Origin of the sequence: Pseudomonas coleopterorum, from assembly GCF_900105555.1 — a bacterium.
Classification (GTDB): Bacteria; Pseudomonadota; Gammaproteobacteria; order Pseudomonadales; family Pseudomonadaceae; genus Aquipseudomonas; species Aquipseudomonas coleopterorum.
Genome location: NZ_FNTZ01000001.1, coordinates 2,706,904 through 2,731,974 on the forward strand (window position 1 = coordinate 2,706,904; position 25,071 = coordinate 2,731,974).

The 25,071-nt window shown below is 59.6% G+C and carries 30 protein-coding genes; 3 read left to right on the top strand and 27 right to left on the bottom strand.

The features are described 5' to 3' along the window. Window positions 1-75: 75 nt before the first annotated feature. A complete protein-coding gene (locus BLV18_RS11860) occupies window positions 76-2,247 on the top strand; it encodes a TonB-dependent siderophore receptor (protein ID WP_090358752.1) in 2,172 nt (723 codons plus the stop codon). 176 nt (window positions 2,248-2,423) lie between these two features. On the opposite strand, the gene BLV18_RS11865 is transcribed toward BLV18_RS11860, so the two are convergent. After that, on the bottom strand, window positions 2,424-2,627 hold the full coding sequence (locus BLV18_RS11865; protein ID WP_049859981.1) for an MbtH family protein: 204 nt from the start codon (window positions 2,625-2,627) through the stop codon (window positions 2,424-2,426). A 238-nt stretch (window positions 2,628-2,865) separates the two neighbouring features. On the opposite strand from BLV18_RS11865, the gene BLV18_RS11870 reads away from it, so the two are divergent. After that, window positions 2,866-3,411: an RNA polymerase factor sigma-70 gene (locus BLV18_RS11870; protein WP_082484358.1), complete on the top strand. Its 546-nt coding sequence runs from the start codon at window positions 2,866-2,868 to the stop codon at window positions 3,409-3,411. 139 nt (window positions 3,412-3,550) lie between these two features. Here the strand turns inward: BLV18_RS11870 and BLV18_RS11875 are convergent, their stop codons facing one another. From BLV18_RS11875 to BLV18_RS11905, 5 genes are all read right to left on the bottom strand, one after another. Then, window positions 3,551-3,832, bottom strand: coding sequence for a type II toxin-antitoxin system Phd/YefM family antitoxin (locus BLV18_RS11875; RefSeq protein WP_244156856.1), 282 nt, complete (start codon window positions 3,830-3,832; stop codon window positions 3,551-3,553). Window positions 3,833-3,895: 63 nt separating this feature from the next. Beyond that, the gene (locus tag BLV18_RS11880; protein ID WP_090358756.1) at window positions 3,896-4,078 is read right to left on the bottom strand and encodes a hypothetical protein; all 183 of its coding nucleotides are present in this window, start codon (window positions 4,076-4,078) and stop codon (window positions 3,896-3,898) included. A gap of 204 nt (window positions 4,079-4,282) precedes the next feature. Then, window positions 4,283-4,564, bottom strand: coding sequence for a hypothetical protein (locus tag BLV18_RS11885; protein ID WP_090358758.1), 282 nt, complete (start codon window positions 4,562-4,564; stop codon window positions 4,283-4,285). Continuing rightward, window positions 4,564-4,785, bottom strand: a complete 222-nt coding sequence (locus tag BLV18_RS11890) for a ribbon-helix-helix domain-containing protein (RefSeq protein WP_049859977.1) — start codon at window positions 4,783-4,785, stop codon at window positions 4,564-4,566. The genes BLV18_RS11885 and BLV18_RS11890 overlap by 1 nt, the downstream gene beginning before the upstream one ends. 1,100 nt (window positions 4,786-5,885) lie before the next feature. Further along, the gene (locus tag BLV18_RS11905) at window positions 5,886-6,236 is read right to left on the bottom strand and encodes a LexA family protein (protein ID WP_090357529.1); all 351 of its coding nucleotides are present in this window, start codon (window positions 6,234-6,236) and stop codon (window positions 5,886-5,888) included. A gap of 425 nt (window positions 6,237-6,661) precedes the next feature. On the opposite strand from BLV18_RS11905, the gene BLV18_RS22225 reads away from it, so the two are divergent. Beyond that, the gene (locus tag BLV18_RS22225; protein ID WP_139211011.1) at window positions 6,662-7,039 is read left to right on the top strand and encodes a hypothetical protein; all 378 of its coding nucleotides are present in this window, start codon (window positions 6,662-6,664) and stop codon (window positions 7,037-7,039) included. Between the two features lie 3 nt (window positions 7,040-7,042). Here BLV18_RS22225 and BLV18_RS11910 read toward each other — a convergent pair whose 3' ends face one another. The 21 genes from BLV18_RS11910 to BLV18_RS12010 form a co-directional block, all read right to left on the bottom strand. Beyond that, complete coding sequence (locus tag BLV18_RS11910) at window positions 7,043-7,564, bottom strand: DUF2514 family protein (protein WP_425272622.1); 522 nt, start codon at window positions 7,562-7,564, stop codon at window positions 7,043-7,045. After that, on the bottom strand, window positions 7,561-8,001 hold the full coding sequence (locus tag BLV18_RS11915; RefSeq protein ID WP_090357527.1) for a lysozyme: 441 nt from the start codon (window positions 7,999-8,001) through the stop codon (window positions 7,561-7,563). The genes BLV18_RS11910 and BLV18_RS11915 overlap by 4 nt, the downstream gene beginning before the upstream one ends. A 57-nt stretch (window positions 8,002-8,058) precedes the next feature. Continuing rightward, on the bottom strand, window positions 8,059-8,514 hold the full coding sequence (locus BLV18_RS11920) for a hypothetical protein (protein ID WP_090357525.1): 456 nt from the start codon (window positions 8,512-8,514) through the stop codon (window positions 8,059-8,061). A 2-nt stretch (window positions 8,515-8,516) separates the two neighbouring features. Then, complete coding sequence (locus tag BLV18_RS22440) at window positions 8,517-10,439, bottom strand: DUF2793 domain-containing protein (protein WP_090358762.1); 1,923 nt, start codon at window positions 10,437-10,439, stop codon at window positions 8,517-8,519. Beyond that, entirely contained in the window at window positions 10,436-13,498 is a 3,063-nt protein-coding gene (locus tag BLV18_RS11930) for a phage tail protein (RefSeq protein WP_090358764.1), read from the bottom strand. Before BLV18_RS11930 ends, BLV18_RS22440 begins: the two co-directional genes overlap by 4 nt. Beyond that, window positions 13,495-13,914 carry a C40 family peptidase gene (locus tag BLV18_RS11935; protein WP_090358766.1) on the bottom strand — a complete coding sequence of 140 codons (420 nt, stop codon included), beginning with the start codon at window positions 13,912-13,914 and terminating at the stop codon, window positions 13,495-13,497. The genes BLV18_RS11930 and BLV18_RS11935 overlap by 4 nt, the downstream gene beginning before the upstream one ends. Beyond that, complete coding sequence (locus BLV18_RS11940) at window positions 13,914-14,801, bottom strand: phage/gene transfer agent baseplate hub protein (protein ID WP_090358768.1); 888 nt, start codon at window positions 14,799-14,801, stop codon at window positions 13,914-13,916. Before BLV18_RS11940 ends, BLV18_RS11935 begins: the two co-directional genes overlap by 1 nt. Before the next feature lie 10 nt (window positions 14,802-14,811). Beyond that, window positions 14,812-15,672, bottom strand: a complete 861-nt coding sequence (locus BLV18_RS11945; protein ID WP_090358770.1) for a DUF2460 domain-containing protein — start codon at window positions 15,670-15,672, stop codon at window positions 14,812-14,814. Continuing rightward, on the bottom strand, window positions 15,672-18,692 hold the full coding sequence (locus BLV18_RS11950; RefSeq protein ID WP_090358772.1) for a phage tail length tape measure family protein: 3,021 nt from the start codon (window positions 18,690-18,692) through the stop codon (window positions 15,672-15,674). The genes BLV18_RS11945 and BLV18_RS11950 overlap by 1 nt, the downstream gene beginning before the upstream one ends. A gap of 52 nt (window positions 18,693-18,744) precedes the next feature. Continuing rightward, on the bottom strand, window positions 18,745-19,164 hold the full coding sequence (locus BLV18_RS11955; protein ID WP_090358774.1) for a hypothetical protein: 420 nt from the start codon (window positions 19,162-19,164) through the stop codon (window positions 18,745-18,747). A 57-nt stretch (window positions 19,165-19,221) separates the two neighbouring features. Next, window positions 19,222-19,530, bottom strand: a complete 309-nt coding sequence (locus tag BLV18_RS11960; RefSeq protein WP_090358776.1) for a DUF1799 domain-containing protein — start codon at window positions 19,528-19,530, stop codon at window positions 19,222-19,224. Window positions 19,531-19,544: 14 nt separating this feature from the next. After that, window positions 19,545-19,928, bottom strand: a complete 384-nt coding sequence (locus BLV18_RS11965; RefSeq protein WP_090357505.1) for a phage tail assembly chaperone — start codon at window positions 19,926-19,928, stop codon at window positions 19,545-19,547. 9 nt (window positions 19,929-19,937) lie between these two features. Next, complete coding sequence (locus tag BLV18_RS11970) at window positions 19,938-20,588, bottom strand: phage tail protein (protein WP_090357503.1); 651 nt, start codon at window positions 20,586-20,588, stop codon at window positions 19,938-19,940. A gap of 71 nt (window positions 20,589-20,659) precedes the next feature. Beyond that, window positions 20,660-21,076 carry a phage tail terminator-like protein gene (locus BLV18_RS11975; protein WP_090357500.1) on the bottom strand — a complete coding sequence of 139 codons (417 nt, stop codon included), beginning with the start codon at window positions 21,074-21,076 and terminating at the stop codon, window positions 20,660-20,662. Then, window positions 21,073-21,495: an HK97 gp10 family phage protein gene (locus tag BLV18_RS11980; protein WP_090357498.1), complete on the bottom strand. Its 423-nt coding sequence runs from the start codon at window positions 21,493-21,495 to the stop codon at window positions 21,073-21,075. The genes BLV18_RS11975 and BLV18_RS11980 overlap by 4 nt, the downstream gene beginning before the upstream one ends. Further along, the gene (locus BLV18_RS11985) at window positions 21,492-21,842 is read right to left on the bottom strand and encodes a hypothetical protein (protein ID WP_090362108.1); all 351 of its coding nucleotides are present in this window, start codon (window positions 21,840-21,842) and stop codon (window positions 21,492-21,494) included. Before BLV18_RS11985 ends, BLV18_RS11980 begins: the two co-directional genes overlap by 4 nt. A 36-nt stretch (window positions 21,843-21,878) precedes the next feature. Then, window positions 21,879-22,457, bottom strand: a complete 579-nt coding sequence (locus BLV18_RS11990) for an HNH endonuclease (protein WP_090357497.1) — start codon at window positions 22,455-22,457, stop codon at window positions 21,879-21,881. Window positions 22,458-22,552: 95 nt separating this feature from the next. Further along, window positions 22,553-23,053 (bottom strand): DnaT-like ssDNA-binding protein, encoded by a 501-nt coding sequence (locus tag BLV18_RS11995; protein WP_090357494.1) that lies wholly within the window; start codon window positions 23,051-23,053, stop codon window positions 22,553-22,555. A 3-nt stretch (window positions 23,054-23,056) separates the two neighbouring features. Beyond that, window positions 23,057-23,272, bottom strand: coding sequence for a hypothetical protein (locus tag BLV18_RS12000; protein ID WP_090357492.1), 216 nt, complete (start codon window positions 23,270-23,272; stop codon window positions 23,057-23,059). Window positions 23,273-23,320: 48 nt separating this feature from the next. Then, window positions 23,321-24,340 carry a hypothetical protein gene (locus tag BLV18_RS12005; protein WP_090357489.1) on the bottom strand — a complete coding sequence of 340 codons (1,020 nt, stop codon included), beginning with the start codon at window positions 24,338-24,340 and terminating at the stop codon, window positions 23,321-23,323. A 12-nt stretch (window positions 24,341-24,352) separates the two neighbouring features. Further along, window positions 24,353-25,069: a hypothetical protein gene (locus tag BLV18_RS12010; protein ID WP_244156818.1), complete on the bottom strand. Its 717-nt coding sequence runs from the start codon at window positions 25,067-25,069 to the stop codon at window positions 24,353-24,355. Window positions 25,070-25,071 lie beyond the last annotated feature (2 nt).

Consider the following 25,071-nt stretch of genomic DNA (forward strand, 5'->3'; position numbering starts at 1 on the left):
CTTGATGGGGATCATGCAGCGGGCGACATGACTTCAACTCACCAGAAAAACAACACTTCACACTCAGGAGCCGCCATGCCCGCAAAAAAAGTCTTCGTCTACCATCCGCTGACACTGGCGCTGTTGCTCGGTGGCTTGCCACTGAGCACAGCCTACGCCGCCGACAGCGCCAGCACTGCCGCCTCGAGCGGCACCCTGGAACTGCAGGAAACCAATATCGACGCCCGGGTCCTCGAGAACCCGACTGGCCAGATCCAGGGTCCCGTGGCCACGCGCAGCACCAGCGCGAGCAAGACCGATTCGGCGATCAAGGACATTCCGCAGTCGATTTCGGTCGTCACCCGCGACGAGATGGACAACCGCAAGACCGACACCCTGGCCGAGGCCCTGAGCTACACACCAGGTGTGATCGCCCAGCCCGGCGGGTTCAGCCGGGTCGCCGACGACTTCGTGATCCGCGGCTTCAACGTCGGCTCGGGCACGGGCGGCATTCTGCGCGATGGCATGAAACTGCAAGGCAGCGTGTATGACGGCGGCATCGAGCCCTACGGCCTGGAGCGCGTGGAAGTGGTCAAGGGCGCCTCTTCGGTGCTGTACGGCCAACTCTCGCCGGGCGGTCTGATCAACACCATCACCAAACGCCCGACCGACATGCCGCTGCATGAAGTCAACGTCGAGTACGGCAGCCATGCGCGCAAACAGTACAGCTTCGACCTGGGCGGCCCGATCGACGACGCCGGGCAGTTCTCCTATCGTCTCACCGGCCTGTGGCGCGACAGCGACACCCAGACCACCGACGCCGACGACGACCGCCGTTACATCGCCCCCGCCTTCACCTGGCGCCCGAATGACAGCACCTCGCTGACCCTCCTGGCCAACTACCAGGAAACCCGCACCGGCTTCGCACCGCCGCTGGATTTCGACCTGACCACCTCGTCCGGCACCCGCTACCCCAAGGTCGACCGCGACCTGTTCACCGGCGAGCGCGGCTTCGACCACTACAACAACTATTCGACCAGCATCGGCTACCTGTTCGAACACGACTTCACTCCCGACCTGAAAATCCGCCACTCCCTCCGCCACTTCGAGGCGGACCTGAGCTGGGACTACATGCAGGTCGCCGATACCGGCAGCGCCGCCCTGCGCAACCGGGGCCAGTTGGCGCGCCGACCCAGCATCCGCCGCGAACGCTCCGAAGGCTGGACCAGCGACAACAACGTGCAATGGACCCTCAACAGCGGCCGCTGGCAGCACACCCTGCTGGCGGGCGTGGACTACTACCACAAGACCTACGACTCCCATCGCTTCGCCGGCGCCAACTCCATTTTCAACCCGGCCAATCCCGTGTACGGCGTGCCGACCAACGCCACATCCGCCAACACCGGCTCGGACCTGCACAGCGCCCAGGCCGGCGTCTACCTGCAAGACCAGATCAAGTTCGACGACAGGTGGATTCTGCTATTGGGCGGTCGCCAGGACTGGGCCGAAAGCCGCACCTACAACTTCGCCAGCGGCGCCCGCACACCACGCGATGACAAGAAAGCCATCGGCCGTGTCGGCCTCGTCTACCAGGCGGACAACGGCCTGGCCCCGTACATCAGCTGGAGCCAGTCGTTCTTGCCGGCGAACGTCTTCAACGCCAACGCCAACACCTCGTTCGATCCGACCGAGGGCGAGCAGTACGAGATCGGCGTGCGCTACACCCCGCCCGGTACCACGGCCCTGCTGAGCGCTGCGGTCTACGACCTCAAGCAGAAGAACTCGCTGAGCACCGACCTCACCGGCAATACCGTGCAGTTCGGCGAAACCCGCGCGCGGGGCGTGGAGCTTGAGGCCAAAGCGGACATCACCCCGAACCTCAGCGCCACCGCCTCGTACACCTACACCGATGCGAAGATCACCGACGATGCCGTGTCCGCCCGCGTGGGCACGCGCATCGACGGCGTGCCTTATCACATGGCCAACCTGTGGGCCGACTACCGCTTGACCACCCTGGGCCTGCCTCAGGTCGTGGTCGGCGGCGGCGCCCGCTACATGGGCACCAGCCGTACGTCCAGCTCGGACGCCAACGAAAAGGTCTCCGCCTACACCCTGTTCGACGCGAAAGTCACCTATGAAGTCGACAAGAACTGGACCGTAGCCATGAAAGCGCAAAACGTCGCCAACGAGAAGTACCTGTTCTGCAACGTCTCATGCCGCTACGGCGACGAGCGAGCGCTGATCGGGTCGGTCAACTACCGCTGGTAACGGCTGACCAGGCTTACGGCGATCGGCCCCTCTGGCAAGTACCAGATTCATCTGGACCCCAAGGGAGTTGATCGTCGCCAAGACCCGCTTCACCTCGGCCACCTCACATGCTCGGTGTCCCCAAAATGACAACGGCGCGTGACCCTGCCACGCGCCGCGCGGTCACGCGTACTTCCTCAAGCCCCCATCGCTTCACGCAGGCTGGCCGGGCGCATGTCCGTCCAGTTGGCTTCGATCCAGGCCAGGCACTCGGCCTTGGACGCCGCTTCCCTCACCGTTGACCAACCTGCCGGCACGGCCTTGAAATCGGGCCAGATCGAGTACTGCTGCTCGTGATTCATCACTACCAGAAACATCGTGTCTTCGCGGTCGAACGCCATTGCCTTGCCTCCTGAAAATTACCCAACGTGCCTGCGCGTGGCACAGGCCTACCTCTCAGAGACGTTCCACACCCACCCAAAATTAGCCTCCATTTGACGAGCGGGCTAATTCCTTCACGCAATCAAGAAAACCTATGAATAGAACAATTTCTCATTTGACAATGAGAATCAACAACTCTACTTTGAGCGCCGTCACATAAGGACATACTTTCTGTCACTGCCCGCCGCAGGTATCAACATGCAGGATTCACGTAGCACGGATAACTCACTCCACGACCTCCCCTCGCTGCTGCAGACACTCATTTCGCACCGCCAGGGCCTGATCAAAATCGCCGCGCAAATCACCGGATGCCGCAGCCACGCCGAAGATGTCGTCCAGGATGCCTATCTGCGAGTGCGCAGAATGAAAGCCGGCATGCTGCCCTTCAACGCCCAGCTCAATTACATCTTCCGCATCGTGCGCAACCTGGCCATCGACCACTACCGCAAGCAGGCCACCGAACAGCGCTACTTCGTTCAGGACGACCAGACCCTCGACACAGTCCCCCAGATGTCCAACCCTGAGTCGATCAACGTCGACCGTCAGACCCTGGGCAAGGTCGACCGCGCCCTGGCCCAACTGCCCAAGCGCGCCCGCTACGCCTTCCTGATGTATCGCGTGCACGGCAAACCACAGAAAGACATCGCCACCGAGCTGGGCGTCTCGCCTACACTGGTCAACTTCATGATTCGCGATGCGTCGGTGCACTGCCGGAAGTTCGTGGGAGCCGGGGCGGGTTTCTAGGATTTGGAAGGTGTGATGGGCAGGTCATGTTCGTGGCGTTCGAACATCATTCGCAGGAAGCTTCAGAATCGCTTGGTAGATCGGGCTTTGTATCTGTGACCCACTGGTAACGAAGAACGCAGGTGTACGGCACAAATGCCTATTCGAACCGGGCGTTCATTTCTTCCAGGCTCAAGGTCACATCGCTGTCTATGCCAGGCAGGCGCTCGATGGCCAGGCGTTCAGAACGCAGATCTTCAAGCTCATCCTGCAGCACTTGATAAGCGTCGACGCTCAGCAGCACGGCGGCTGGCTCGTGATCATCGATGATGACCAGCTGCGAGACGGCGCCGCTGGTGACGGCTTCCAGGTGCACGCTGAAACACCCAGCCATCGCCGTAGCGGAGACCGCGTGCCGAACTCGGGTTGATGAAGCACTCATGCGTCTTGCCCCTGTACCGATGATCCCGTTCCCTTTACCTGCAAAGTCAGTCGACAGACGTGTTCAGCTCGCCCGGCGCCTATTCATAAGCCCCGCAACAAGCAGAGCCACGCCAGGCACCAGCAGTCCTATGGACGTCCATCCAAAAGCCTCCTGACCCGAGGCACCGATCGCGGCGAAGGCACAGCCGACTGCAATCAACGAGGCGCCGGCGAAGTAGAACGGGTTGTTGGCTTTCTTGGCCATAGTGGATCCTCCTGATTCTCGCGAGTGAAAGCTGTGTGCTTGCGGTCATCCATGACATCAGAATGAAGGTGGCGCCGAACGACGTCGAGTTGGCGACACGTGGAAAGACATCTGTTACAGGGCCGTGCCTTACGTGTGTCTATGTCCTTCATCCAGGCCAATGGCTATCAAAAGCTCCGTGATTAACCCTCTTTCAGCATGTACTTACCGATTTGAGCTCGGAAAATAAAAACCAATCACTAGCGTTACCAAAGGCAGCGCGCCCACCTTTATCAGTTCAAATATCTCCGCCCACGCCTTATTGTCAGGATTGAACGCATATCCCCCCATTACCAACAAAGAGACCACAAATAAACCGCCGAGTATCTGCTGAGCGAATTTGAGCCTATCGCCCTCTCCAAGCTTAACTGGCTTTTTGCCGTGATCATCTGACGCGAAAACATCCTCGATATTCCGGTCTCCCGAGTGCATATGCTCTTGCGTCATCAAACACCCACCACCCGACCAACGGCTTCAAGCGTGTGGTCATCTTTCTCGCGGACGATACCCAACGAGAATTTGCCGGGCTTGCTCTTCTCCTCGTCGGCGATGGCCAATAGCGCGAACGCTCGGCGCATGGCGTCAGCCTTGCTGATGCCGCGACGTGCGGCGATTTCGGTAAGGCGATCGTCAATCTCGGTGCTTAGGTCTAATGTCATGCGAGGCATGGCGACTCTCCCGTTGTGTCATGAAGTACTGCAATAGTACTGCAAATTTAAGCATCCCTTCCATCAAAACGCTTCATCAGAGTCCGTTACCAGGTCGCTCATTCGCTACCGAATGTAAAACCCTCTCAAACATCAACCCCTTGATGCGTAGTGTTCTCACTCGGCGCACCATCCTGGACATGATTCCGATTTCCACCCTCCTCCGCCGCGTAGAAGACCTGATCCGCCCCGGCGATCGTGTTCCGATCACTGACGTCAAACATCGCTTGAAAACTACTCACTAACGCTCCCCTGCCTCATCCAAAAAACGCCCACCCAACCTGTTTTCGCCCGAACGACCGAGCGTCTTGGTAGACTTGCCTCCCATAACGTTTCGTACAGATCCGACCTGTGTAGCCACCCCCTCGTCCGCCCGTTTTCCCAAACGAATAATGGCCACGGCAAAAGGGATGAAGGTCATCGTCAGGGTGATAAAACTTACCACCCATCCCAAGAAAACGTCCGAAAACATCCGAAAACCGGTACAAAACGCGCAGAGTAAAATGGTACAGAATGTAGCTGAAACGCCCGCCACACCTCGCCTGGAGCCCTCCCGCCGCTTCAGCGTAGCCCCCATGATGGATCGAATCTACTGAAATAAATTATTCAAGTATTTCAGTGACTTAGTGACAGCTGAAACCTTGCTTTAGCAAAATCTCAGCAGAGAGGCGGGAATGAAGCTGACTTGAACGATTTTTGACCTGTTGTATTCATGCTTTGGATTGGACAGATTGACGATTTCCCTCTCGGGCGTTCTGCCCACCTCTACCCTAAATTCCTGCACCACCAAGACTGCGCATAGAGGCAACCGCCCTCTTCCTCCAGGCCGCTCAGGACGAACCCGTTCGGCGCCATCCATGACAGCACCGCCTCATGCAGCAGCGGCAGCTCACTCGGCCCGATTGAATTCACCCCTCGGACACTGGCCGTCTTCGATGTCCGGCCCAGGGCCTGGCACATCTCGTCGTTGATCCGCAGATCGCCAACCGCCGGCGGAAGCGCCCGTACCTCGGCCGCATCAATCGGCTTCCCCTGTAGCATCCTGCGGGTGACCTGGCACCTCATGGTTCGACGCCATGCTGGCGTACGCTGTGGGTGACGACGCCCCAAACGGTGAACTCGTCGCCTTCCATGATGAAGCGGTGGTGGCCCGTACCTTCAGACCTCAGCACGGGCATGCCCCGGACATAATCCAGGCGCTTCACCATCGGCTCTTGGTTCACCACGCCGATCACCACCTGGCCCTGCTTCACTTCTGCACCCTTGTCGACGATCAGCAGATCACCATCGAAGATCCCCGCGCGGGTCATGCTGTCCCCGGCCACGCGAACCAGATAAGTTCCGGGCGCGCGGATGCACAGCAGGTCATCAAGGGAGATGTTGAGGGCTTCGGATTGGAATGGGCTTTCCATGGCATGGCTCGAACACTGTACAGATGAACAGTATTCTTGCACCAGCCAGCCGGGCTTTGCAATCCTGCAACGAGGAACGGCTCTGGCGACTATCATTACTCCAGAAGAACGGAGGCGGATATCGACACGCCGGGATGGCTGAATCTGACACCCAAGCCCAGTGACGTAGACACCTGGACCAAGTTCCGATCTGTGCACGATGACCCCTTCCCGCACATCCGCTGCAGAAGCTGTGATGGGTGGCAGCAGCTCGTCGACTCAACCCAACCATTCCTGCGCAACCCCTACTGCAAGCTGACGGGCGGTCAGAGCAAATTCCCTTGGCTTGATCTACTGTGAATTGTGGAGAGAACTCGCGCTGATCCAGCCGATTGATACTGAAATTAAATAAGCTTAATTAAATTAAACTTTAAAAGGATTTAACCATGCCTGCAAAGTTCACTAATGTTGTCATTGATGGCGCAAACATTGGAATATCTGTTTCGCATGGCACTGAGGTTGTTTTCGACGGAGGAAGAATATCGGCTAGGGAGATTGGATATCAAGAGCGTGAGCCTGTGTCACTTTTCGAACACATTGCTCTACCTAAAGACACACCGCCGGATGCTTTGATTGATGCACTGTCGCTCTTAAAATCGAAAGGCGAAAGATCTGATGAAGAAAAAGTAAATTTAATAAAAACATCAAAGCTTAAAGATTACCTTCAAAACAGCTCAAATCTTTCGAGTACGATAAGCAACATAATCCAGCTCTCAGCTAGCCCTTCATACCTAAGTGTTATTTCCTGGCTTAGGTCGCTTTAGATATTAACGGTAACTGCTAATTTTGTCATATACACGCTCGCACGCCTGCCCCGCTATTCGGGCTCGGTCATAAGCCTTTGCCAGTTCTCCCGCTCTCGCATCAGCGCGATCGAGCAGTTGGGAGAGCACCAGGGCGGCGCGGGTGGCTGACGCGCCTCGATCGGCAGCGCCGGTACCACTGGAGCAGGTGCCGACGCTGGCGGCAAGCTTTCCGGCCTCGACGTGCAGCCGGTCGCCAGCAGCATCAAGGCTGACACCATCAGCATCGGCAGCAGCGTTCTTTTCTCTCGCATTGATTCCTACCTGGTTGGCCTCGCGCTGGAGGCGTTGTTCTTCGGCGCGAGCGGTCTGCACCGCCTGCGCAAGTTCGGCCTGCTGGGTGGCCACGGCCTGCGACCATTCAGCGTCCCGCGCGGCGTTGGTCACCGTGACGCCGTGGCTGTAGGCGGCGTACAGCGCAGCGCCGCACAGGCCCATGAGCGCCAGCACAGCAGCCAGATAGGCCAGCGCTTTGCCCCGCGTCACGCGACACCCAGAAACATGGCCCGCTCAGCGGCACGGCGCTTGACCAGGCCCGGCAGCACCTTGCCGCCTGCATGGACCCAGCGGGAGAACTGCCCGGCGGCGCCAGCGGTATCACCGGCATTCAGCTTGCGTAGCAGCGTCGACTTGGTGAAATTGCCCTCCCCGACGTTGTAGGTGAACGACACCAGCGCATCGAACTGGCCTTGGTTGAGCGGCACGCGCACCGCGCGCTCCACGATGCACTCGAACCGCACCAGATCTTCCGCGAGCATCTCCTCGGCCTGAGCTCCGGTGATGACCATGTTCCGGGTGACGCCCGAAGTGCTGCCGTAACCGATCGTCCAGGGAAGGCCTCCGGTGCCGGGGTCTGGGTAGGCCTTGAGGCGAAGCCCTTCGGCGGATTTGATCAGGGCGATGCCCTTCGATGAGGTCTTCATGCTTTTCTCCAGGCGAAAAAAAGCCCGCACGGGGCGGGCATCGGATGGCGCGATGGGTCAGGCTGCCGGGTCGGGCTCGGCCGCAACCTCGACCCGCGCTTCCTCGGTGGTGCGGCCTTGGGCAAGCTGCGCCTGCAGGTCTGCAATGGTCTGCTGGGCGGTGGTCAGATCCGCCACCTTGGCGCTGAGTTCGCCGCGCACCTGGGTCAACTGCTCCAGCTGCTGCGCTGCGATGGCATTGAGGTCGGCCAAGCTGGCCTGCAATTGGCCGTTCAGCACGATGGTTTCAGCGTTGACCTCGCCCAGGACCGTGGAGAGCAGTTCGCCTTCCTCGCCCGCGATCAGCGCCAGCTGCTCGGGCGCATTGATGTTCGTGGCGATCGGCACACCATCCTTTGTGGTCTGCGTGATGGTGGTTCTGGATGCGCCGGTCAGCAGACCTTTGTTCGGGCCGGTGTCGCCGAAGCGCAGGAGGATTTCATAGTTGAAGGTGTCTTCGTTGTATACGGGCATTATCAGCTCACAGTCGTCGTAGTGTTGAGTATTTGCCAGGCGCTGCCATTTGAGTGGCAGTACTTCGGCCCCCCTGTAGCGTTCGAGACTAAAATCACACAGCCGCTAAACGCGCTCGCGGATGGCAATGTGGTTAGCGTAAAGGTTCCGAGCTTGACGGCGCCGGTAAACGAAGCAGAGCCTGCTACGGTTAGCCTGTCAGAACCGTTTTGCGATTGCGTACCGATATTTAGGCCTGCGCCCAACATGCTTAGCAATCCAGTACCAACGGTAGTGTTAGAAGGGCTTCCTCCTGTTGCAATCAGACGGAAGTCATAACCTATATTTGCCCCGCCGCTTATAAAATCAAAGTATGGAGTTGATGCGGCTCCGTTCTGTCGGCCAAAACGGAGTCCGGCATTACCCGTGGTTGAAAGAACATTCATTGCCTCCATGAATGTTGGAGATGTGATCCGAGCAACCTCCTGCCAAGCTGAAAAGCTGCCACCTGCTTCTGTACGCCAAAGAAGCCTCTGTCCTGACGTTAGAGAAGCGCAGATTTGTAAGCAGCCGCCGCTATCGAAGGGCACCACCAGCAATGCCGAAGGAGTAGCCGTTGGGTTATTGGAAGCATTGGAAGGTAAGCTGAATAGCCCTCCGTTGTTTGCACTATTGGCGTCGGATATAGCGGGTCCGTTGACCGTTCCAATCCCAAATAGAGCCATCGCCGATCGTAGGGAGGACATATTCGCGACACTGGCCGAGGTATCCGAAGCAGCAGGTGTAGGCACAATGGGACTGCTACTGAACGTTTTGACCCCATCAATTGATTCGGCACCAGCTTTACTGACTTTGGCATTCAGCGCTGTCTGCTGAGCTGTGCTAACTGGCTTATCGGCGTCGGCGGTGTTGGTGACGTTGCCGAGGCCTACATCCCCTTTCGCCAAATTTACATCGCCAGTGCGCCCAGCAACCGAAGTGACAGAGTTGACCTGAGCGCCCTCCGCGATACCCGCCAGCTTGTTCTTCTCATTGGTCGTGAAGTCGTTGGTCGACAGGATCTTGCCGCTCTCCTTGGCGACCTTAGACGCCTGGAGCTTGCCGATACCGGACAGTACGCTGTCGGTTTCGGTGACGTCGCCGGTTGTTGCAGGGAGACCGGTGAGCGGCGTCTTGCGCACCTGGTCCTCGGTGAAGCCTGCTCCAGACTTGAGCGGCGTTCCATCCGCGCGCTGATAGAAAGAGCATTCCCATTTGTTTTCGCTCTGCCCTCGATAACGAAAAATCGCTGTATCGCCTGCGCGAACTGCAATATCGGCGCCGGTGGGCAGTATCAGGAATGCCGGGTCATGCTTCAGTGTTCCATCGTTTTCAAACCGGACTTGCCGGAATGAACCGTTTGGCGGAAGTGGTGAACCGCTGAGCATGGTGATGACTGGGTTTGGGCTGTAGAACGTGGCGGATACGAAGTTGCTATTCGCAGCACCCATATCCCACACGTTACCGCTGAACGCGTTTGTGACCGAGACCTCGTTGGCGTATTCAATCGCACCGGTCATCTGAACCGAGCCGTCTTTCTTGAAGTCCCCACCTCCACCCGATCCGCCTGAGAAAACCTCCCAAGCCGTTCCGGTGAACTTGTAGAAAACGTCCTCATCGTTCACATGCAGGAAGAAGCCTTCCTTTGGGGTAACGAACTGCCAGGCACCGGCGGTGACCAGCCAGTAGGCCAGCTGGCCATCCCGGCCAGCCCAAGCACCAGTGGCTGAAGCGGCTACGATGTACAGCGACTCATCCGCAGGAGATGCCGGCGGCGCGGCAAGGTCCTTATCCACCACCCCGCCCTGCACCAGCTGGTTCAGGCGCGCAAAGGTAGTGTTGGCCAGGGTCTGGTTTGCGGCAGCATTCTGCAGCAGCTCAAGCCCAAGCTTGTTGGTTGCTGTCATACGGAGACCTCAAGGGGGTAGCCCCGACCGACAATGGTCGAGAGTTGGTAGACGCGAAAGGCGATCGAGGCCTGCACGGCCCCGAAGTCGGCGGCCTGCTCGGCAGCGCTGTACATGAAAACGCCGGTGGCGCTGGTCAGGGTTCGCTTGACGGTGCCGCCGGACATGACATCGGCTTCGAGCGCCAGCGCGGTCTCGCCCACCGGGGCCTCCATGCCGTTGGCCCACCACGACGATGACAGCCGGCTGCGGCGCTGCACCATGAGCGTCACTGCGCCGTCGGCATCGCGCCGCGCCACCGGGTAGACCGGGCTCAGCGGTTCGAGATTGACGCCCCGATACGTGAAGTCCACGTCGCTGGCACTGTCCAAGTCGGATCCGTTGGTGATGGCCCGGTAGGTGCGCTCAGCCATCAACGAGTCAGTCGACATGCCGATGCTGATGTTGTCGGGGTCATCCAGCAGGATGAAGTAGTCATTGGCCTGGTGCAGGCCTGTGGCCCACTCGGTACCGCGCTCGCCCCGCACGAAGCGGCTGACGCTGTAAGTACCGTCGGCCTGCAGGTCAGCGCTCTGAAATCGCACGATTTCCCACCGTCCATCTACGCCATAGGCCACGTAATGCCTACCCACCAGCATCTGGTCGCGGGTAATGCTCTCGAGTTGCCCGGCGATCATCCGTACCGAAAGCACGCGCTCGTCGATAACTGTCGAGGCACTGGCCGGAAGCGTGTTGGAAGCGATACCGATGGTGCTTGGCCCGACAAAGCCTTGCAGGTCCGACCAGGTCTGGCCGTCATCCTGACTCTGCACCAGCAGCGCGCCGTTCCAGCCAGGCGTGTAGCCAACTACAGCGCCGATGAAGCTCGGCGAGTTCTGCTGGTTCTCCGATATGACCGGTATGTCCATCGGCACGAACAAGGTCGGCCCAGAGACCGGTATGGTGCTGATCGGCTCCGGTGGCTCGTTGGCAATGGCCTTGCTGGTGTACAGCGTCGATCTATTCGGCATGCCCTCGCATTGCAGCGTGCCGTCCTGTCCATAGTCGACCTTGTCCAGGCGCAGCTCCATGGTCGCCCACGGCGCCGGTATGATAATAACGTCACCCGGCTCCAAGGGCTGATAGATCGGCGGAAGCTTGAAGCTGAACGACGAACGCTCCAGCCAGGGCAGCAACGTCATGATCTCGGCCAGTTGCAGCGCCTCGGTTGCCGTCAGCACGATCGGCACTTCCAGGTCCTGCTTGCCGACTGCTTTCGCACTGAGGCGCTCGAACGTCTGGTTCGACACCGAGTATTCCCGAGGCGCATCGATGTATTTCACTGTGGTACGCACGGGCAGCTCGGTATACATCTCCCGCTCTTCCAGCAGCACGTCCGATGAACTGCTGCCGTCGGATATCAGCGACAGGTACGGTATTGTTGCGACGGGCTCACCTCCACGCGGGAGAAATCGGGCCACATACCCGGACTGCACCACGTCGAAACGATACGCGCGCTGCAGTGGCTCGATAGCCGACCGGATGGTGCCGCCCTGTACCGCGTATCCCTTGACTGACGATTCAAGCATCGAGACATCAATGTCATCTTGGTTCAGCAGTCCTGAGCGCAGAGCCTCAGCCGATAAGACCTGCTCAAGTGCGGGCGGCTCGGACAGGAGCTGGCCGAGACGAGTGAACACGTTGATACGGTCGCCGGCAACGACATAGGCCATCCCATCCTTGGCAAGCATCGATGGGTAAGCAAAGTCCGAATAGACCGTGCCAGGGATAGAGCCCACGAGCGATAGCTCCTCTGCAATCCTATACAGGATCAGGTTGCCGGCACGCAGCCCACTTGCGGTCCAGAGGTACTCGCCTTCACTTTCCAAGAAATTGCACACATAGCTGGCTCGAGCTGCAGGACCGAACCCTAGCGCCTGACTGTTTAACCCGGTGGCGCTAACTTTCCCCTGCTTCTGGATCTGCCCGCCGTTGTCGAGCACGAAAAACGTGTCAGCCGAATGGGCCTGTTCCGAACCAGGTCGAGAGTCCGTGAAGACCATCAGCTTTTCTGCGTCATCAGTGAACGCCATGCCGACGAGATAATGATTCTGCGGAAGGAAATCTTGATACTTTCGTGGCGTCAGAAATACCTTCTGCCCGATAGTCAGGGAGCCAATGAAGATGTCATTCAATGTGACAAGGTCTGTCCCTACGAAACCGCAAGGGTATGGTCCACCTGGGGGAAATTCTGGCAAAACCTTTCCTGACCCTATAGGACCAAGAAAAGCTCCGTCGAGACCGAATGTGTATTGTCTGCCCTTTCCGGTAGTGACGTTTAGCACCCCGTCAGCCGATGCCAGATAGGGGTAGCCCGCGCCATCCGCTGAACCTGACTTAAATTTGATCGGGATTTCGGAGTGAGTAACTTCCCGCTCGTCCCTGTAGCTTGACACCTGAACGATCTCGAACTTGAACTCGGCCGCCTGCAGCGTATTGCCGTAATCAGCCAGCTGGAAGTCTTCGAAGACGACATAGGCTAGGCCACGGAATGCCGACGCTCTGCCGACGCCCTTGGCTGCCTCATAACGCGCATTCGGCAGCTGGTCATCGGTGCCGTAGTAGATCCGGAAGCCCTTGGCCGACTTGTTGCTGGCGATGATGGTGCCAATGTCGGAGCTGGCCGCGTTGTAGATCAGCTTGTCACCGCACCAGATGCGCGCGATGCCATCGATAGGCCCTTCGCAGATGGCGATGATGAAGGTCGCCGAGTAGCTGAAGGTACGCGTCGGCGTGGTGCTGGCCCCGCCCTTGCCGCCGGACTTCTTCTTGTGCACCGTCTCCTTGAGCTTGTTGTTCTCAAGCCAGATCAGGTTGCCCGCCAGCGCGATTGTGCCGTGCACGTGGCCGATCTCGGCGCCGTAGGTGGAGGTTTGCACCGACAGGTCGCCCAGGCGCGGGCCTTCGGTCTCAGGCGCGGAAAACTTTCGGTCCAGCCAACCGGGCACGCCGAGGAATGTGGTATTGAACGCTTTGAACAGGATGGAGCCACGGCCGCCCAGCAGTGCGCTTGTGCTCATTCAGATGGCCTCACTCGGTACGCACGCATGACCCGGGCGCCCCACACCTCATCAAGGCGGTGAGTGACGACCCCGCCGTGCTGCTCGCTGGCATGGATGACATAGGGATGGCCGTCGATATCGCCGGCGTGGATTGCGATGTGTTGCGGGGACCGGAGCAGGCGCATCAGCAGCACGTCGCCGCGCTGGGCCTCACCGGTGGGAATGCGCTCAAGCGAGGGCTGATCATCCAGCGCGCGTTCCAGCGTCCCGTCGAAGGGGTTGCGGCCGTAGCCGTTCTCGTCCTTGTAGGGAAGCCCGGCACGGTCCAGGCAGTAGGCCAGCAGGCCCGCGCAGTCCATGCCCAGCCCCTTCACCCGGCCCTGGTGCCTGAAGGGCGTGCGCGCGCACTCCTGCGCGTAATCCACGATATCCATCAGTTCCTCCCTACCTGCGTGTACTGCGACGGTGTCGGCACGTCATCGAAGCCGCCGAAGTTCTTGCCATTACCCCACTTGCCCGCGCAGTCCTCGGTGAGGCGCTTGCGGCAGCCGGGGAGCATTTCGTACTGGTCGCCCACCTGCGGGAGGTAGGAGAACGCCTCATGCACCTCGATCACGCCGGCGGCGTAGCTCTTGATCTCCAGGGGCTTGAGCCCGGCGTTCAGGCCGGTCAGGAACCGGATGGCGCCGTTGCCGAAGTAGTCTTCGGGCTCGGTGCGCGCGGCGTCGGTGAATACGTATTGGGAGGCCACCGCCGTAGCAGTGCCGGTGACCAGCAGGTTCTCGAACACCGGCCCGTCCGGCGCGGCGCGCGGCCCGGTGCAGCGACTGCGGAACGAGCGCAGCACCGTCCCGTCCAGGCTGCGGTCCAGGAACGTGTAGTCGCACATGTTCCCGTAGGTGCGCGCCGTCTCCTGCGACAGCAGATCGATCACGCCCATCAGCTCGGCCTTGTAGCTGTTGTCGTCGGTGATGGTCGTCTTGCCCCAGAACATCAGGCTCAGCGGCTCTTCATCCTCGACCGGCGCGGCCCAGCTGGTAGCAAACAGGTAGACGCGGGCATTGTCGTAGACGCCCGAGGTCAGGTCGGCGCGGCTGATGGCGCCGGCCGACAGAATCCCTTCCAGGTCGACGCTAGCCGCGGCCAGGCCGCTCTCCGATCCCAGGCCCGAAAACTCGTAGCCGTTCTCGGTCAGGTACTCGGCGCCATTGCCCATGATCAGCGGGATCGGGTACCCGGCAATGCGCACCGGCGGAGCACCCTCGGGCACGATGCGGACGCAGTAAACCCGCGTCTGCCAGTCGGCAACGTGTGCTTTCATCAGGGGAGCCTTACGGGTTGAATATTTCGATGATCTGGATGCCGTCGGAGGTGAGTACTCCGTGGCCGGGGAAACCGGTCGAGATGTCCGAATTGAAGCGGCACGGGATGTCGAACTCACACCCCGCCGTCACTTGCTCGCCATCCAGTGGCAGGTTCTGGATCTGGCCGCCGCTGGCGTAATCGCTGAACGACGAGCTGTCGAGATCCAGGGTCAGGGTGTTGGTGGTGGTGCGCGTCACAATCGCCCGGCGGCCGTTGATCTGCGTCATGCCCTGCACGCCGAACAGCGCGACCGATTGGCCAACTGTGAAGCCGTGAGCCGGAGCCGTGACAACCGCCTGCGCGGCCTTCGTGATCGCTGTGATGCTGGACCTGGCCAGGCCGGGAAGCCTAACGATGCCCGCGGTGTAATCGATGATCACCTGATCATTCGGAATGACCTGTCCGCCGAACGCGATCTTCACCGTGCCGGCGACCGGTTTGCGCAGCCTCCGCCGCGCCGCCTGCGGATCTGTCGGACTGCCATACCAGCGCATCAGCTGGTAAACACCAGGCGTCACCAACTGCATCGGCTGATCCAGTGCCGTCGGTGCCAGGATGTAGGCGTTCGTGGTGAAGTCCTTGAAGTCCTTCACTCGAAAGCCGCGGTACATGCCATTGGCACGGGCATAGAGGTTCAGCACCTTGTCCCGCACAAAAGCGATGTTCCGCGCGTACGATATATCGTAGGACAGCCGCACGAACGGGTGCCGCAGGCTTCGATACTCATCCCCACCGACCGTCTCAACCGTGTTGACCGCATGATCCTCGGAAAAGCTGCCCCCATAGCTGATCGTGGCCGGCAGCCTTTCTTCGAGGAACTGTGCCATCAGCTATACCTCCCTGCTTGATTGATCGCCCGAACAGCCTGGCGCGATGCCTGGGCGGTCGATTTTTTGGCTTCCGCAGCATTGGTGATGCCGGGAAAGTTGTAATGGAAGACAGGCTGCACTGGCGTCGAGCCGCTGGATCTGGCCGACGGCACAGAGTTGGCTGCCATGGCCGGCGCCGCGCTGGCGGTAATGTTGCCGCTGCGCAGCGCCTCAAGGTTGCCGACACCGATCCGCGATGTGGCCTGCGCATCGAAGACGTATTCGCCGCGGTGCACAGGGCCGGCCACCTCGTCGCGGCGACCGTTGCCGGTGTAGCCGCCATCCATGAAGCCGACCCCTGCGATGGAGGCGATGTTGGCCGCCGTGGCCACGCCCACCGCTGCAGCAGCGACGAAGTTGAACGGGGGCGGGAACGCAGCAAGTGCTTTTTGCGCAGCGAGGAAACCGTCAACGGTGGCCTGGGCAACTGCCGCAGCCTTACCGATCGCGGCCAGCTTCTTGTTCTCGGATTGACTCAACGTGGCCAGCGTGCCGAAAAACTCCGAGGCGTTCTCGAGGGAAGCCTTGTTCCGCGCGTCTTCGATCTTGGACTGGTTATCCTGCGACTGCTTGGTGATGTTTGAAACTCGCTCGTCGTAGGTCTCTTGGTTGATCGCCTTCAGGTCGAGATATGCTTTCTGCTTCTCGAGCTCTTTCTGGCGCCAGTCATCGAGCTCTTTTGCTGACCGGTCCAGGCGAGTTATCTCGCTGGCTGCCCCACCAACAACCGCGTCCAAACCTGCTGGGGTTGGCGATTTGCTGACACCTTCGATCGTGTCGATCTTGATGTTCGCTCGGATATTGGCCTCTCGAATTTGCTTCAAGATATCCAGTCGCTTAAGAGCCTCGATATTTCCGTCTCGCTCGTACTTCAGCCTCTGCTCCGCCTCCAGAATTCCAGATTCTGCAGCGTTAGCGGCCAGTGCCTGACCAGTGAGCTTGAGCAATTCAATACGGTCCTTCTCGGCCTGCTTGACCGCCTCAATGCCCTTCTGTTGCTTTGTGATGCTGGCTTCAAGATCTGCGTTACGCTTCAGCTGGGCGCGGATCAGCTCTTGATTGGCCAGCAACGACTTTTGGTCAGCAGTCAGAGTTTTCTTTTCCTTAACGTCTGCAAGTTGCTGCTCGAATTTGATCAGCGCCTGGGCCTGAGCTCCAATTTTCTCGGAGCTAAGCGACTGCTTGTCGATGGCAGATTCTTGCTGGAGCAGGACAGCATATTGCTGTTTGGCATTGTCCAGCGCCTTCATGCCTGCATCCTCCGTGTAAGCCTTTGCCTTAGGAGTGCGCTTGTCTTTTATGCGGTCGTTGATGCCATTCAAGAGCGTGTCGTATGCGCCACCTGAGATCTTGTCGCCATCGAAGCTCACACCATCGAGCAGAGGTGCCTTATTTCCCGTTCTCAGGGCATCCCTTTGATACTGCCGGAACTGTTCGTTCAGGTCCTTCACAGCCTTTGTGCGCCGCGCCAGCGGGCTAACATTGTCCAGCTGAGCATCCAGGATGCTCTGGGTCTGGATCAGCCGCTTGTTGGCGGCCTCGACCGCTCCAGTCTCCTTGGCCTCATCGGCGCGCATATTGATCTGGTTATCGAGAGATTCTTCGCGGGCCCGGAGGGAATCCAGCACCTCGTCGCGCGACTTGAGTCCGTTCTTGAACAAGGAGCCGATGCCGGATGCAATAGGATGCTTGTTGATGTAGTCGATCTGTTCACGAACGTCTTTCAGCGTCGACAAGTCATCGCTGGCGAAGAAATTCCTTACCTCGCCATATGCACGCTTCGTGGCCTCCTTTATGTCATCCCAATCGCGCTCAATATCAGAAAGTGACTCGCGGTACTTCTTGAGCCGTGCCTGAGCATTTTCATTCAGCGTGCTGCTCAATGTATCGAGAGCCTGCTGAGAGTTACCGTTGTCCTCGATCGCTTTGATCGACTGGTACTGCTCGAACGAGATCAGGCCGTACTGGCGGCTGATGAGCTCTGCTGCTGTACTGGCAGAAGAACCCATATCAGCGAGGCTTTTTGCTACTTCGGTCGCACCCTGCCCCGTGACTTTCGAGATAGCAGCTGCCGCCTCGGTCAGGTCCTGGAGGCGATCAGCGCCAACCTTTCCGCTTTCGGCCAGAGCCAATGCGGCTTCGCGCGAGCCGCTGAAATTTCGCGTTACCTCACCGGCCTGCTTGGCTATGGCTTGAAGCGATGAAGTGGTAACGCCTGCAACATTGTTGCCTGTGAATATGGCCTTATTGAATACGGAGATTTCGCGCTGGGCGTCGTAGTAGGCATATGCAAGAGCGCCGACCGCAGCAGCGGCAATCCCGATTGGCGCAGCCACAGCAGCAATCCGGCCGGCAGAGAGGGTTGACTCGGCACCGAGCTGGGTGATGGCGCGAAGGCCACTCCCAATGTCACGATTCGACAGAGCATTGCCAAGCTGCAGGACGTTTTCTTGTGCTTGCCGAGTATTCAGGCCAAGCCGCTCCATAGCGGAAGCGCCCTTCGTGAGTTCTGCGTACTTGCCATCGATCTTGTTCAGGGCAGCGTTATATTGCTGCTGGGAAAGTTTTCCCGAATCCAATGCCTTGCCTAAGCCCTGCACCTGCGCATCAAGCTTCGCCAGCTTGGCTTGGGCCGGGTCGATCGCGCCCAACAAGCTGTTCAGAGCTTTTCCTTCGTCCAGGGTCGACTTCACCAATGAGATCTGCTGCTTGTCCAAATCCTTGGTGATCTTGGCGAATTCCGCCTCGCTGTAGGCCCCGGCTCTGGTCAGCTTGGCGAGTGAATCACGCTGCCGGGCGAGCTCCTGAGTAGATTTGGCGCCCTGAGAGAGAGATTTCTCCAGTGCATTGATCTCTCCCATCAGGCCGTTGGTAGATTGCTCTGCACGGCCACCAGCAGCCGTGAGCTTGTCCAAGTCCGAGGTCGCCTTGTCGGCACCAGTTGTGTCGATTCTGATGCCAAGTTCAGCGATGTTCATGTTTTCTCCGGGCGAAAAAAAACCCGCCGGAGCGGGTTGTGTTGGATCATTTTCACTTTTCAGCAGTGCACAGCTGGTCTATGAACTTGTTGTCTATTTCTGCGATACCGCCACCTGACGATTTGTACAGGTATGTGTTCCCAGCTATCACAGCAAACTTAGAAGAGCCGGTATACCCGCCGTAGCCGTTTTTGGCGTTAACGTATCCACACGCAATGACCGACTTTTTATTTTCTGGATGGATGGTCGTCCCGTAGAGCCCATCGAACACCGCTGAATACGGGTCTTTTAGAGACGACCTAACGGAATTCTTTGCTGATTCCGCCTGTTCCTCGGTCAATTGCACAATCACTCTCGGCTCAGACTTAACCTTCTTCGCAACCGGCGGTGCCGGGGCGCTTTCTTGAATGCGAGGACTGCTCGAGCACGCCGACAAAGCACAAATTGCTGCCAGCAGAATAGCTTTTCTCATCGATACATCTCCCTGTTTTCAGGGAATCTAACACCCAGAGGGTGCTATTCGAAACGGCTATTCTTTAACTGAGCGCTCATCAGCCATCACACCCAGCGCAGCGGCTTCCATGACGCGCACATCCTCGAACACCATGGGCCGGCGCTTTTTCTCGACCCCCACCAGGCGCATCACGACCGGTATGGACACGTAGTCCAGCCCCGTCGCCCCGCCCGGCCCGCTGCGCCACTGCGTGGTCATTGACTCGAACACGCAGAAGCTTGGCCAGTTCTCCGGCCACACGTAACACTCTTCCTGGGGTATCTGGTCGAGCGTCAGGCCGAACGCGCCAACCTCGGCAGCGCTGGGCCCGGCTTCGTAAAGCATACGTGCGGCCGCTTTCAGTTTCCCAGGCGGGCCTTGGTGTAGGCGTCGCCATAGGCTTGCACGATGGCGTCGGACACGCCCATGCAGCTCTTGACCAGTTCACGGATGTTCTCGTCGCTGAACTCATCGTCGAAGCCCCAGGAGACGACCAGGTCCTTCACCTGTCGCGCGCTGTTGTCGATCTCGGCGGCGGTGACCTCGGCGAGAGTCGGCTCCTTGCCTTCGAAGCTCTTGCGAAGCTGCTCGACCTGCTTGTCCCACTGGTCGTACAGCTCGGCGATTTCCTCGCGGTTGCGGTGTTTGAACGTCATCCCCACCATCGCAGGCTGGAGGCCGACCTGCGGGATAGGCACCTTCACGGTGAACGTGGTCGGTTGAGCGATCTTGAAGCTGGGCATGATCTGTCCTTACGCGGCCATGTAGCGGGCGATACGGCTGGTCAGCGAGATGGTGATGGTGCGAGTCATCAGCGCATTTCGGCCCAGAGTTGGGGTCGAGGTGATCGACACGAAGGCGTTGTAGAGGATCGAGGAGCCATCCGGCAGGTTCAGTCGCAGGACGCGGGCTTCCTTGTCCTCGTCGGCGGCTTCGACCACGGGCACATATGGCAGGGTCGGGTCGTCGGCGACCGTCAGCGTCATGCTGATCGGGTTCTTGTTGGTGGGGATCTGCTTGTCCTCGTCGTCTTCCAGGAAGCCGACAGTGAGGAACTGTTGCTCGCCACCGGTGGATGCCACATCGGTGATCTGCGGGATCTGCACCCAGCTGTCGACGGAGCGCGCACTGCCAGCGCCGCCGCCGGCGGTGTAGACCTGGGTGTTGAGGGTGTTGACGCCTTCAAGCGCGAAGGTGTTGGTCAGCGAATTGTCGACGCGCACCGCACGCTCGTTGAGGCGCGACCAGCCGGAGGTAACGACAACGATGTCGCCATCCTCGAAGCTGTGAGCGTTCGAAGTGGCCACGGCCGGGTTTGCGTTGCTGATCGCAGTGACCAGCGCCAGAGCGCTGAAAGTGGCTGCGATTTCCATGGTTGCGCCGTTGGGCAGACGAAATGCCATTGTGTTTCCCTCTATGCAGAAATGACAAAACCCGCACATGGCGGGTTCTGGTGTTTGCCCAACGGGCGAATTTAGATGGTGTCTGAGCGGTATCGGAAGGAGACCGGGACGGTGTAGGTGGCGTCCTCGCTGATGCCTGGGCCTGGCTCAACGGGCGTGTAGACCATGACTGTCATCCCATCACGCGTCAGGCGCAGGTTCAGCGGGAACAGCGCTGCCAGCTCGTCAGCGATCGCCTCGGCTGAGCCTGCACCCTTGCCTGCCGGTGTGACGATGCTCACCTGGAATATGCCGAGGTAGAGCCGGTGCGCGCCTTGCAGGTCCTGGCTATCGACGCTGGCCGGCAGAGTGAAGGCTGCCAGGTAGGTCTCGCCGGCTTGGGGTTCGAACTTGTCGCCCTGATAGGCGATGCGCAGTGCCGGTACCCGAGCGGCGGCCCAAGCCTGGAGTCGAGCCTCGTAGATCTTGCGTATCGTCGCGTGAGTCATACCTGGTTGTTCCTGATGGCTTCGTCGACGATCCGCTGGAATCGGGCCAGAGTGATCCGCACCATCCCTCCGGGCGCCTGAGCAGAGTGGCCGTACTCGAGCGGGATGGCGTAGGGCAGATTGTTCACGATGTAGATCTGCTGACCTGGCCGAAAGTCGTTGAATGCGGCCACAAGCGATTCGATCGTCTCGCGCCCGCTTGGGTCGAGATCGTCAAAGGTGTATGGCTCAATGAAGTCCAAAGAGGCGTGCCAGTTGGCCCTGAATCGGCCGGTATCCACTGGAGACATGCGGATCAGCGAGTTGCCGATCTCTATGGCCACTTCGCGTACTGAGGCATTGATCGCCGCATTGGCTTTTTCTGCAAACTCGGCCAGCTGCAGTCCGAAGCTGCCCTGCTTGCCCGCGTACTTGCTCATGAGCGCACCTGCAGCTCGTACAGGATCGGCGTGCCGGCCGGGTTGATCTCTTTCACCGGCGGGATGATCGACCAGGTTCGGCCTTGGGCCGCGACCTTGCTCAGAAGGCCGGGCGCCGATCCAAGGCCCTGCGCGGCGATCTTCAGCTTCTTGTCGCCGAACTGGATCAGGCTGTTGGTCTGGAACTCGTAACCGGTGAAGTCGAGCAGGATGCCTTGCGCGGTGCGCTCCACGACCGTGTCTGGGCCGTTCTGGCTTGTTTCGGGGTCATACTCACCCGGCGTTACGTCCAGGATGATCACCGGCTGGCCGAACTCAGTGATCAGGTCGAGAGCCACTGCGGCCATCTCGTCGTAGAAAATGGCCACGTCTGCTCCTTATATTTAGATCACGTCAGCGTTCTGCTTTAGCGCACGGACTCGAATAATGCTGCTCAGCGATACACCATAGTGCGCAGCAGCCTGCTTGATAGTTAACCCAAGCACGTTTTCCCGAATCTCGACAACATCTTGTGTGGTCAGCTTGCGCTGCCAGTTCTGGACTGTTTTGTTATCTGTTTGGTGTTTGTACTTATCCGACTGGTTGGCAACTGGTGTAGCCCAAGCAAGGTGCTGTGGGTTTATGCAGAGCGGATTGCCGCAAGAGTGGGCTGCTTCGAACTCGCACGAAGGTGCCGGACCGTGTAATTTCTCGCAGACAATGCGATGAACAAGCCTGGGCGCCCCGCCGATATTGATTTGGCCATAGCCGTGGCCGCCTACGGAAAATTTCCAAATCAGACAAAGTTCAGATTTCGAATCACATGCTGCATCCAGCATCCGTTTTGGCGCGCCGCGCTCAGTGCCATTTGCAGTGGTGCTGCCGGACTTCCGTTGCCGTTGATAGTGCAGTCCGCACAATCCGCGGCCGTAATGCTTTCTGGCGCAGCCGCTTTCGCTGCAGACCTTATCTGCTTCTGCCATTTCATACCCCTACAGTACGAACCCTAACTTGGAGGTGCGGCAGGCCGGTTAGGGGCCGGCTCTTCGGGGATCAACCTAGCCGCCCGACCATTATATCAGGCGCGGACGGCGAAGAGCCCCCGCTTGAGTAGGTAATCAGCGAACTGCGAGCGGCTGGGCCGGTCTGGCGCCGCCGGCAACAGTCTGCTGCTGGTGCTGCTGATCGCGGCGTACTCACGCGTCACAGCGCCTTCGACACGCTCCAGGGTGACCGCGCCCTTGCGCGAATCAACCGGGTCAACGTCATCGGCATGGATCTCGGCGGCAAGCGCCATCTGCCCGTACTGGATACGTGCAGGAATGTAGTTGGAAGGCTTGATCTCGGTATCGACGATCACGTCCTTCCGGGGCCAGGCCAAGGCCTGATCCGGGTTTGTTCGGCGTCCTTTCCACTTCATGCCATTCATCGCCAAGGCGGCCCGGCGCAGCAGCGCCTCCTGCGCCACCTCATCGGCCGGAATGGTCACGCCATACATCATGGCGTAGCTGACCAGTTCCTCCGCCGTTGAGTAGCTGTCGGCATTTGGCTTGCCGGTACCGTCCTCGATGATGAGCATGGATTATTCCTTCGTGGTTTTCCCGGCCTTGGCGGCCTCGGTGTTCTTGCCGCCGCCGTTGTTGCGCGCCGCGGTTTCGTCCGAATCAGTGCGGACCGAATCCACACCACCGGTTTCGCCAACGGTTTGCGGGCCGACGGTGATATTACCTTCGGAACCACCGTAGCCCCAGCGCGCTTTTACGTTCGGGTCGATGTGCTTGTCTTTTTCAACTGCCATGATCTTTCTCCTTCAGAGCTGCCGGCCCCGGGCGGGGCCAGCTGTCGGTCAGGCCGATACGGTGGAGGTTACGAACGCCAGAGGGACCTGCTTGCGGTCGAACTTGCGCTCCCAATTGGTCGCCAGCGCCAGGTCCGACCAGTTCGCCGAGATTGGACGGCTGGTGGTAGGGGTGCCGGTGATGGTGCTGCCAGTGAACGAGAAGCCCAGCGGGTGCACAACGAAGTTGCGACGGCTCCACAGGGTTTCGGTACCGCCACCATTGCCGCGGTCCGGGGCGCGCTCGTATTCCAGGCCGTCTTCGCCTTCAGGCTGCTGCTCTTCGTAGCCGATTGCGCCAGGGCCGAAGATGACGGAGAGGTACTTGGCAGTTGCACCGGTGCCGATCACTGGCATCGAGTCGTCTACCACGACGCGCATGCCCTGGAAGCGACCGAACTCGGGGATCTGGTCGGCCAGCGGGGTGAAGTCGATCAGGTTGAGGATCTGCAGTTCGGTCTGCACCGCCGAGTGCATTGCAATGACGCTCAGACCGCCCAATTGGCCGGAGTAGTCACCCATGGTGGCCTTGGCGCGGATGATGGAAGCAGCGTTGATGGTGCCGCCTGCATCAACGACCATGTCGCCACCGTTGGACGCTACGTTGTCGTTGTAGATGCCGATGCTGGTAGCGATGGTGCGGCGCTGGGCGACACGCTGCCAGTAGCTGGTCAGACGGCCTGCCACGAATTCCAGCGGATCCTGCTTGGTGATGTTCTTCACCAAGTTCATCGCGTTCCAGCCTTCGTTGAGGTAGGCGGCGCGCGCCTGCATGGAGGCGCTGGTGACCGACAGCGGCACCGCGATGTCGGTGTACACGTCGTTCGAGTAGTTCGACTCGATCGAGGCGTCCAGATCGACCCACCACGGAATGGTGAAGGTGTTCGATGGACTGGCCAGAAGCTGGGCCATATCCGAGTTCATCGCGAGGATGCCGGACTGGAAGAACGCGGTGCGCTCGGAGGTGTTCACGTTGATGTAATCCCGCAATTCGTCGCGGAAGATCACATCGGAGAGGATGGTTGGCATTGCTGATGTCCTTTACTTTGCCTTGGCCGCGGCGCTCAGGCGCGCGTGCTCGGCGGGGTTGGTTCGGCGGAGCTCAACGCGCTCCATGCCGCTCATTTGGTCCCACGTTTTCGCGGCCCCGCCGCTTTTGCCACCGCCGGCCCCGCCGCCAGTAGCCCTGCTTGCTGCAATCAACGGCGCCAGAGCGGCATCGTTGAACAGTTGTTCCTTGAATTCGTCGACCGTCAGCGCAGATGGGCGGCGATCGATGTCGAGCACGATCACGACAGGCTTGCCGTCGCGGATCTCCATGCTCAGGCGTGGCTCGATCAGCTGCTGCAGGACGGCGGAAGAGCCATGCACAGCAAGCTCACCGGCCAGGCGGGCAGCAGTGGCGCCCACAGTCAGCGCGTGGATCTGCGCCTGAGCAGCGGAGAGGGCTGTGTCCTTCTCGCCCAGTGCCTTGGTGTGCTTCTCGTTCCAGCTGCGCTCCAGCGCTTCGGTATCGCCGTTCTTGCGAGCGGCTTCCTCGGCGGCCAGGCGGGCAGCTTCCTCGGCCTGCTCGCGCTTGGTCTTCTCGTCCTTCTTCTCCCGCAACAACTCGTCGACCTTGGCTTTCAAGCCCGCGGTGTCTTCGGGGGCAGGCAGCCCTTCGATCACCAGCACGTAGTTTTCACCCTGGGCCTTGTAGAAGGCTTGCAGGGATGGCTCCAAAGCGTCGTAGGCGGCCTTGTCGATCAGATATTTCATGT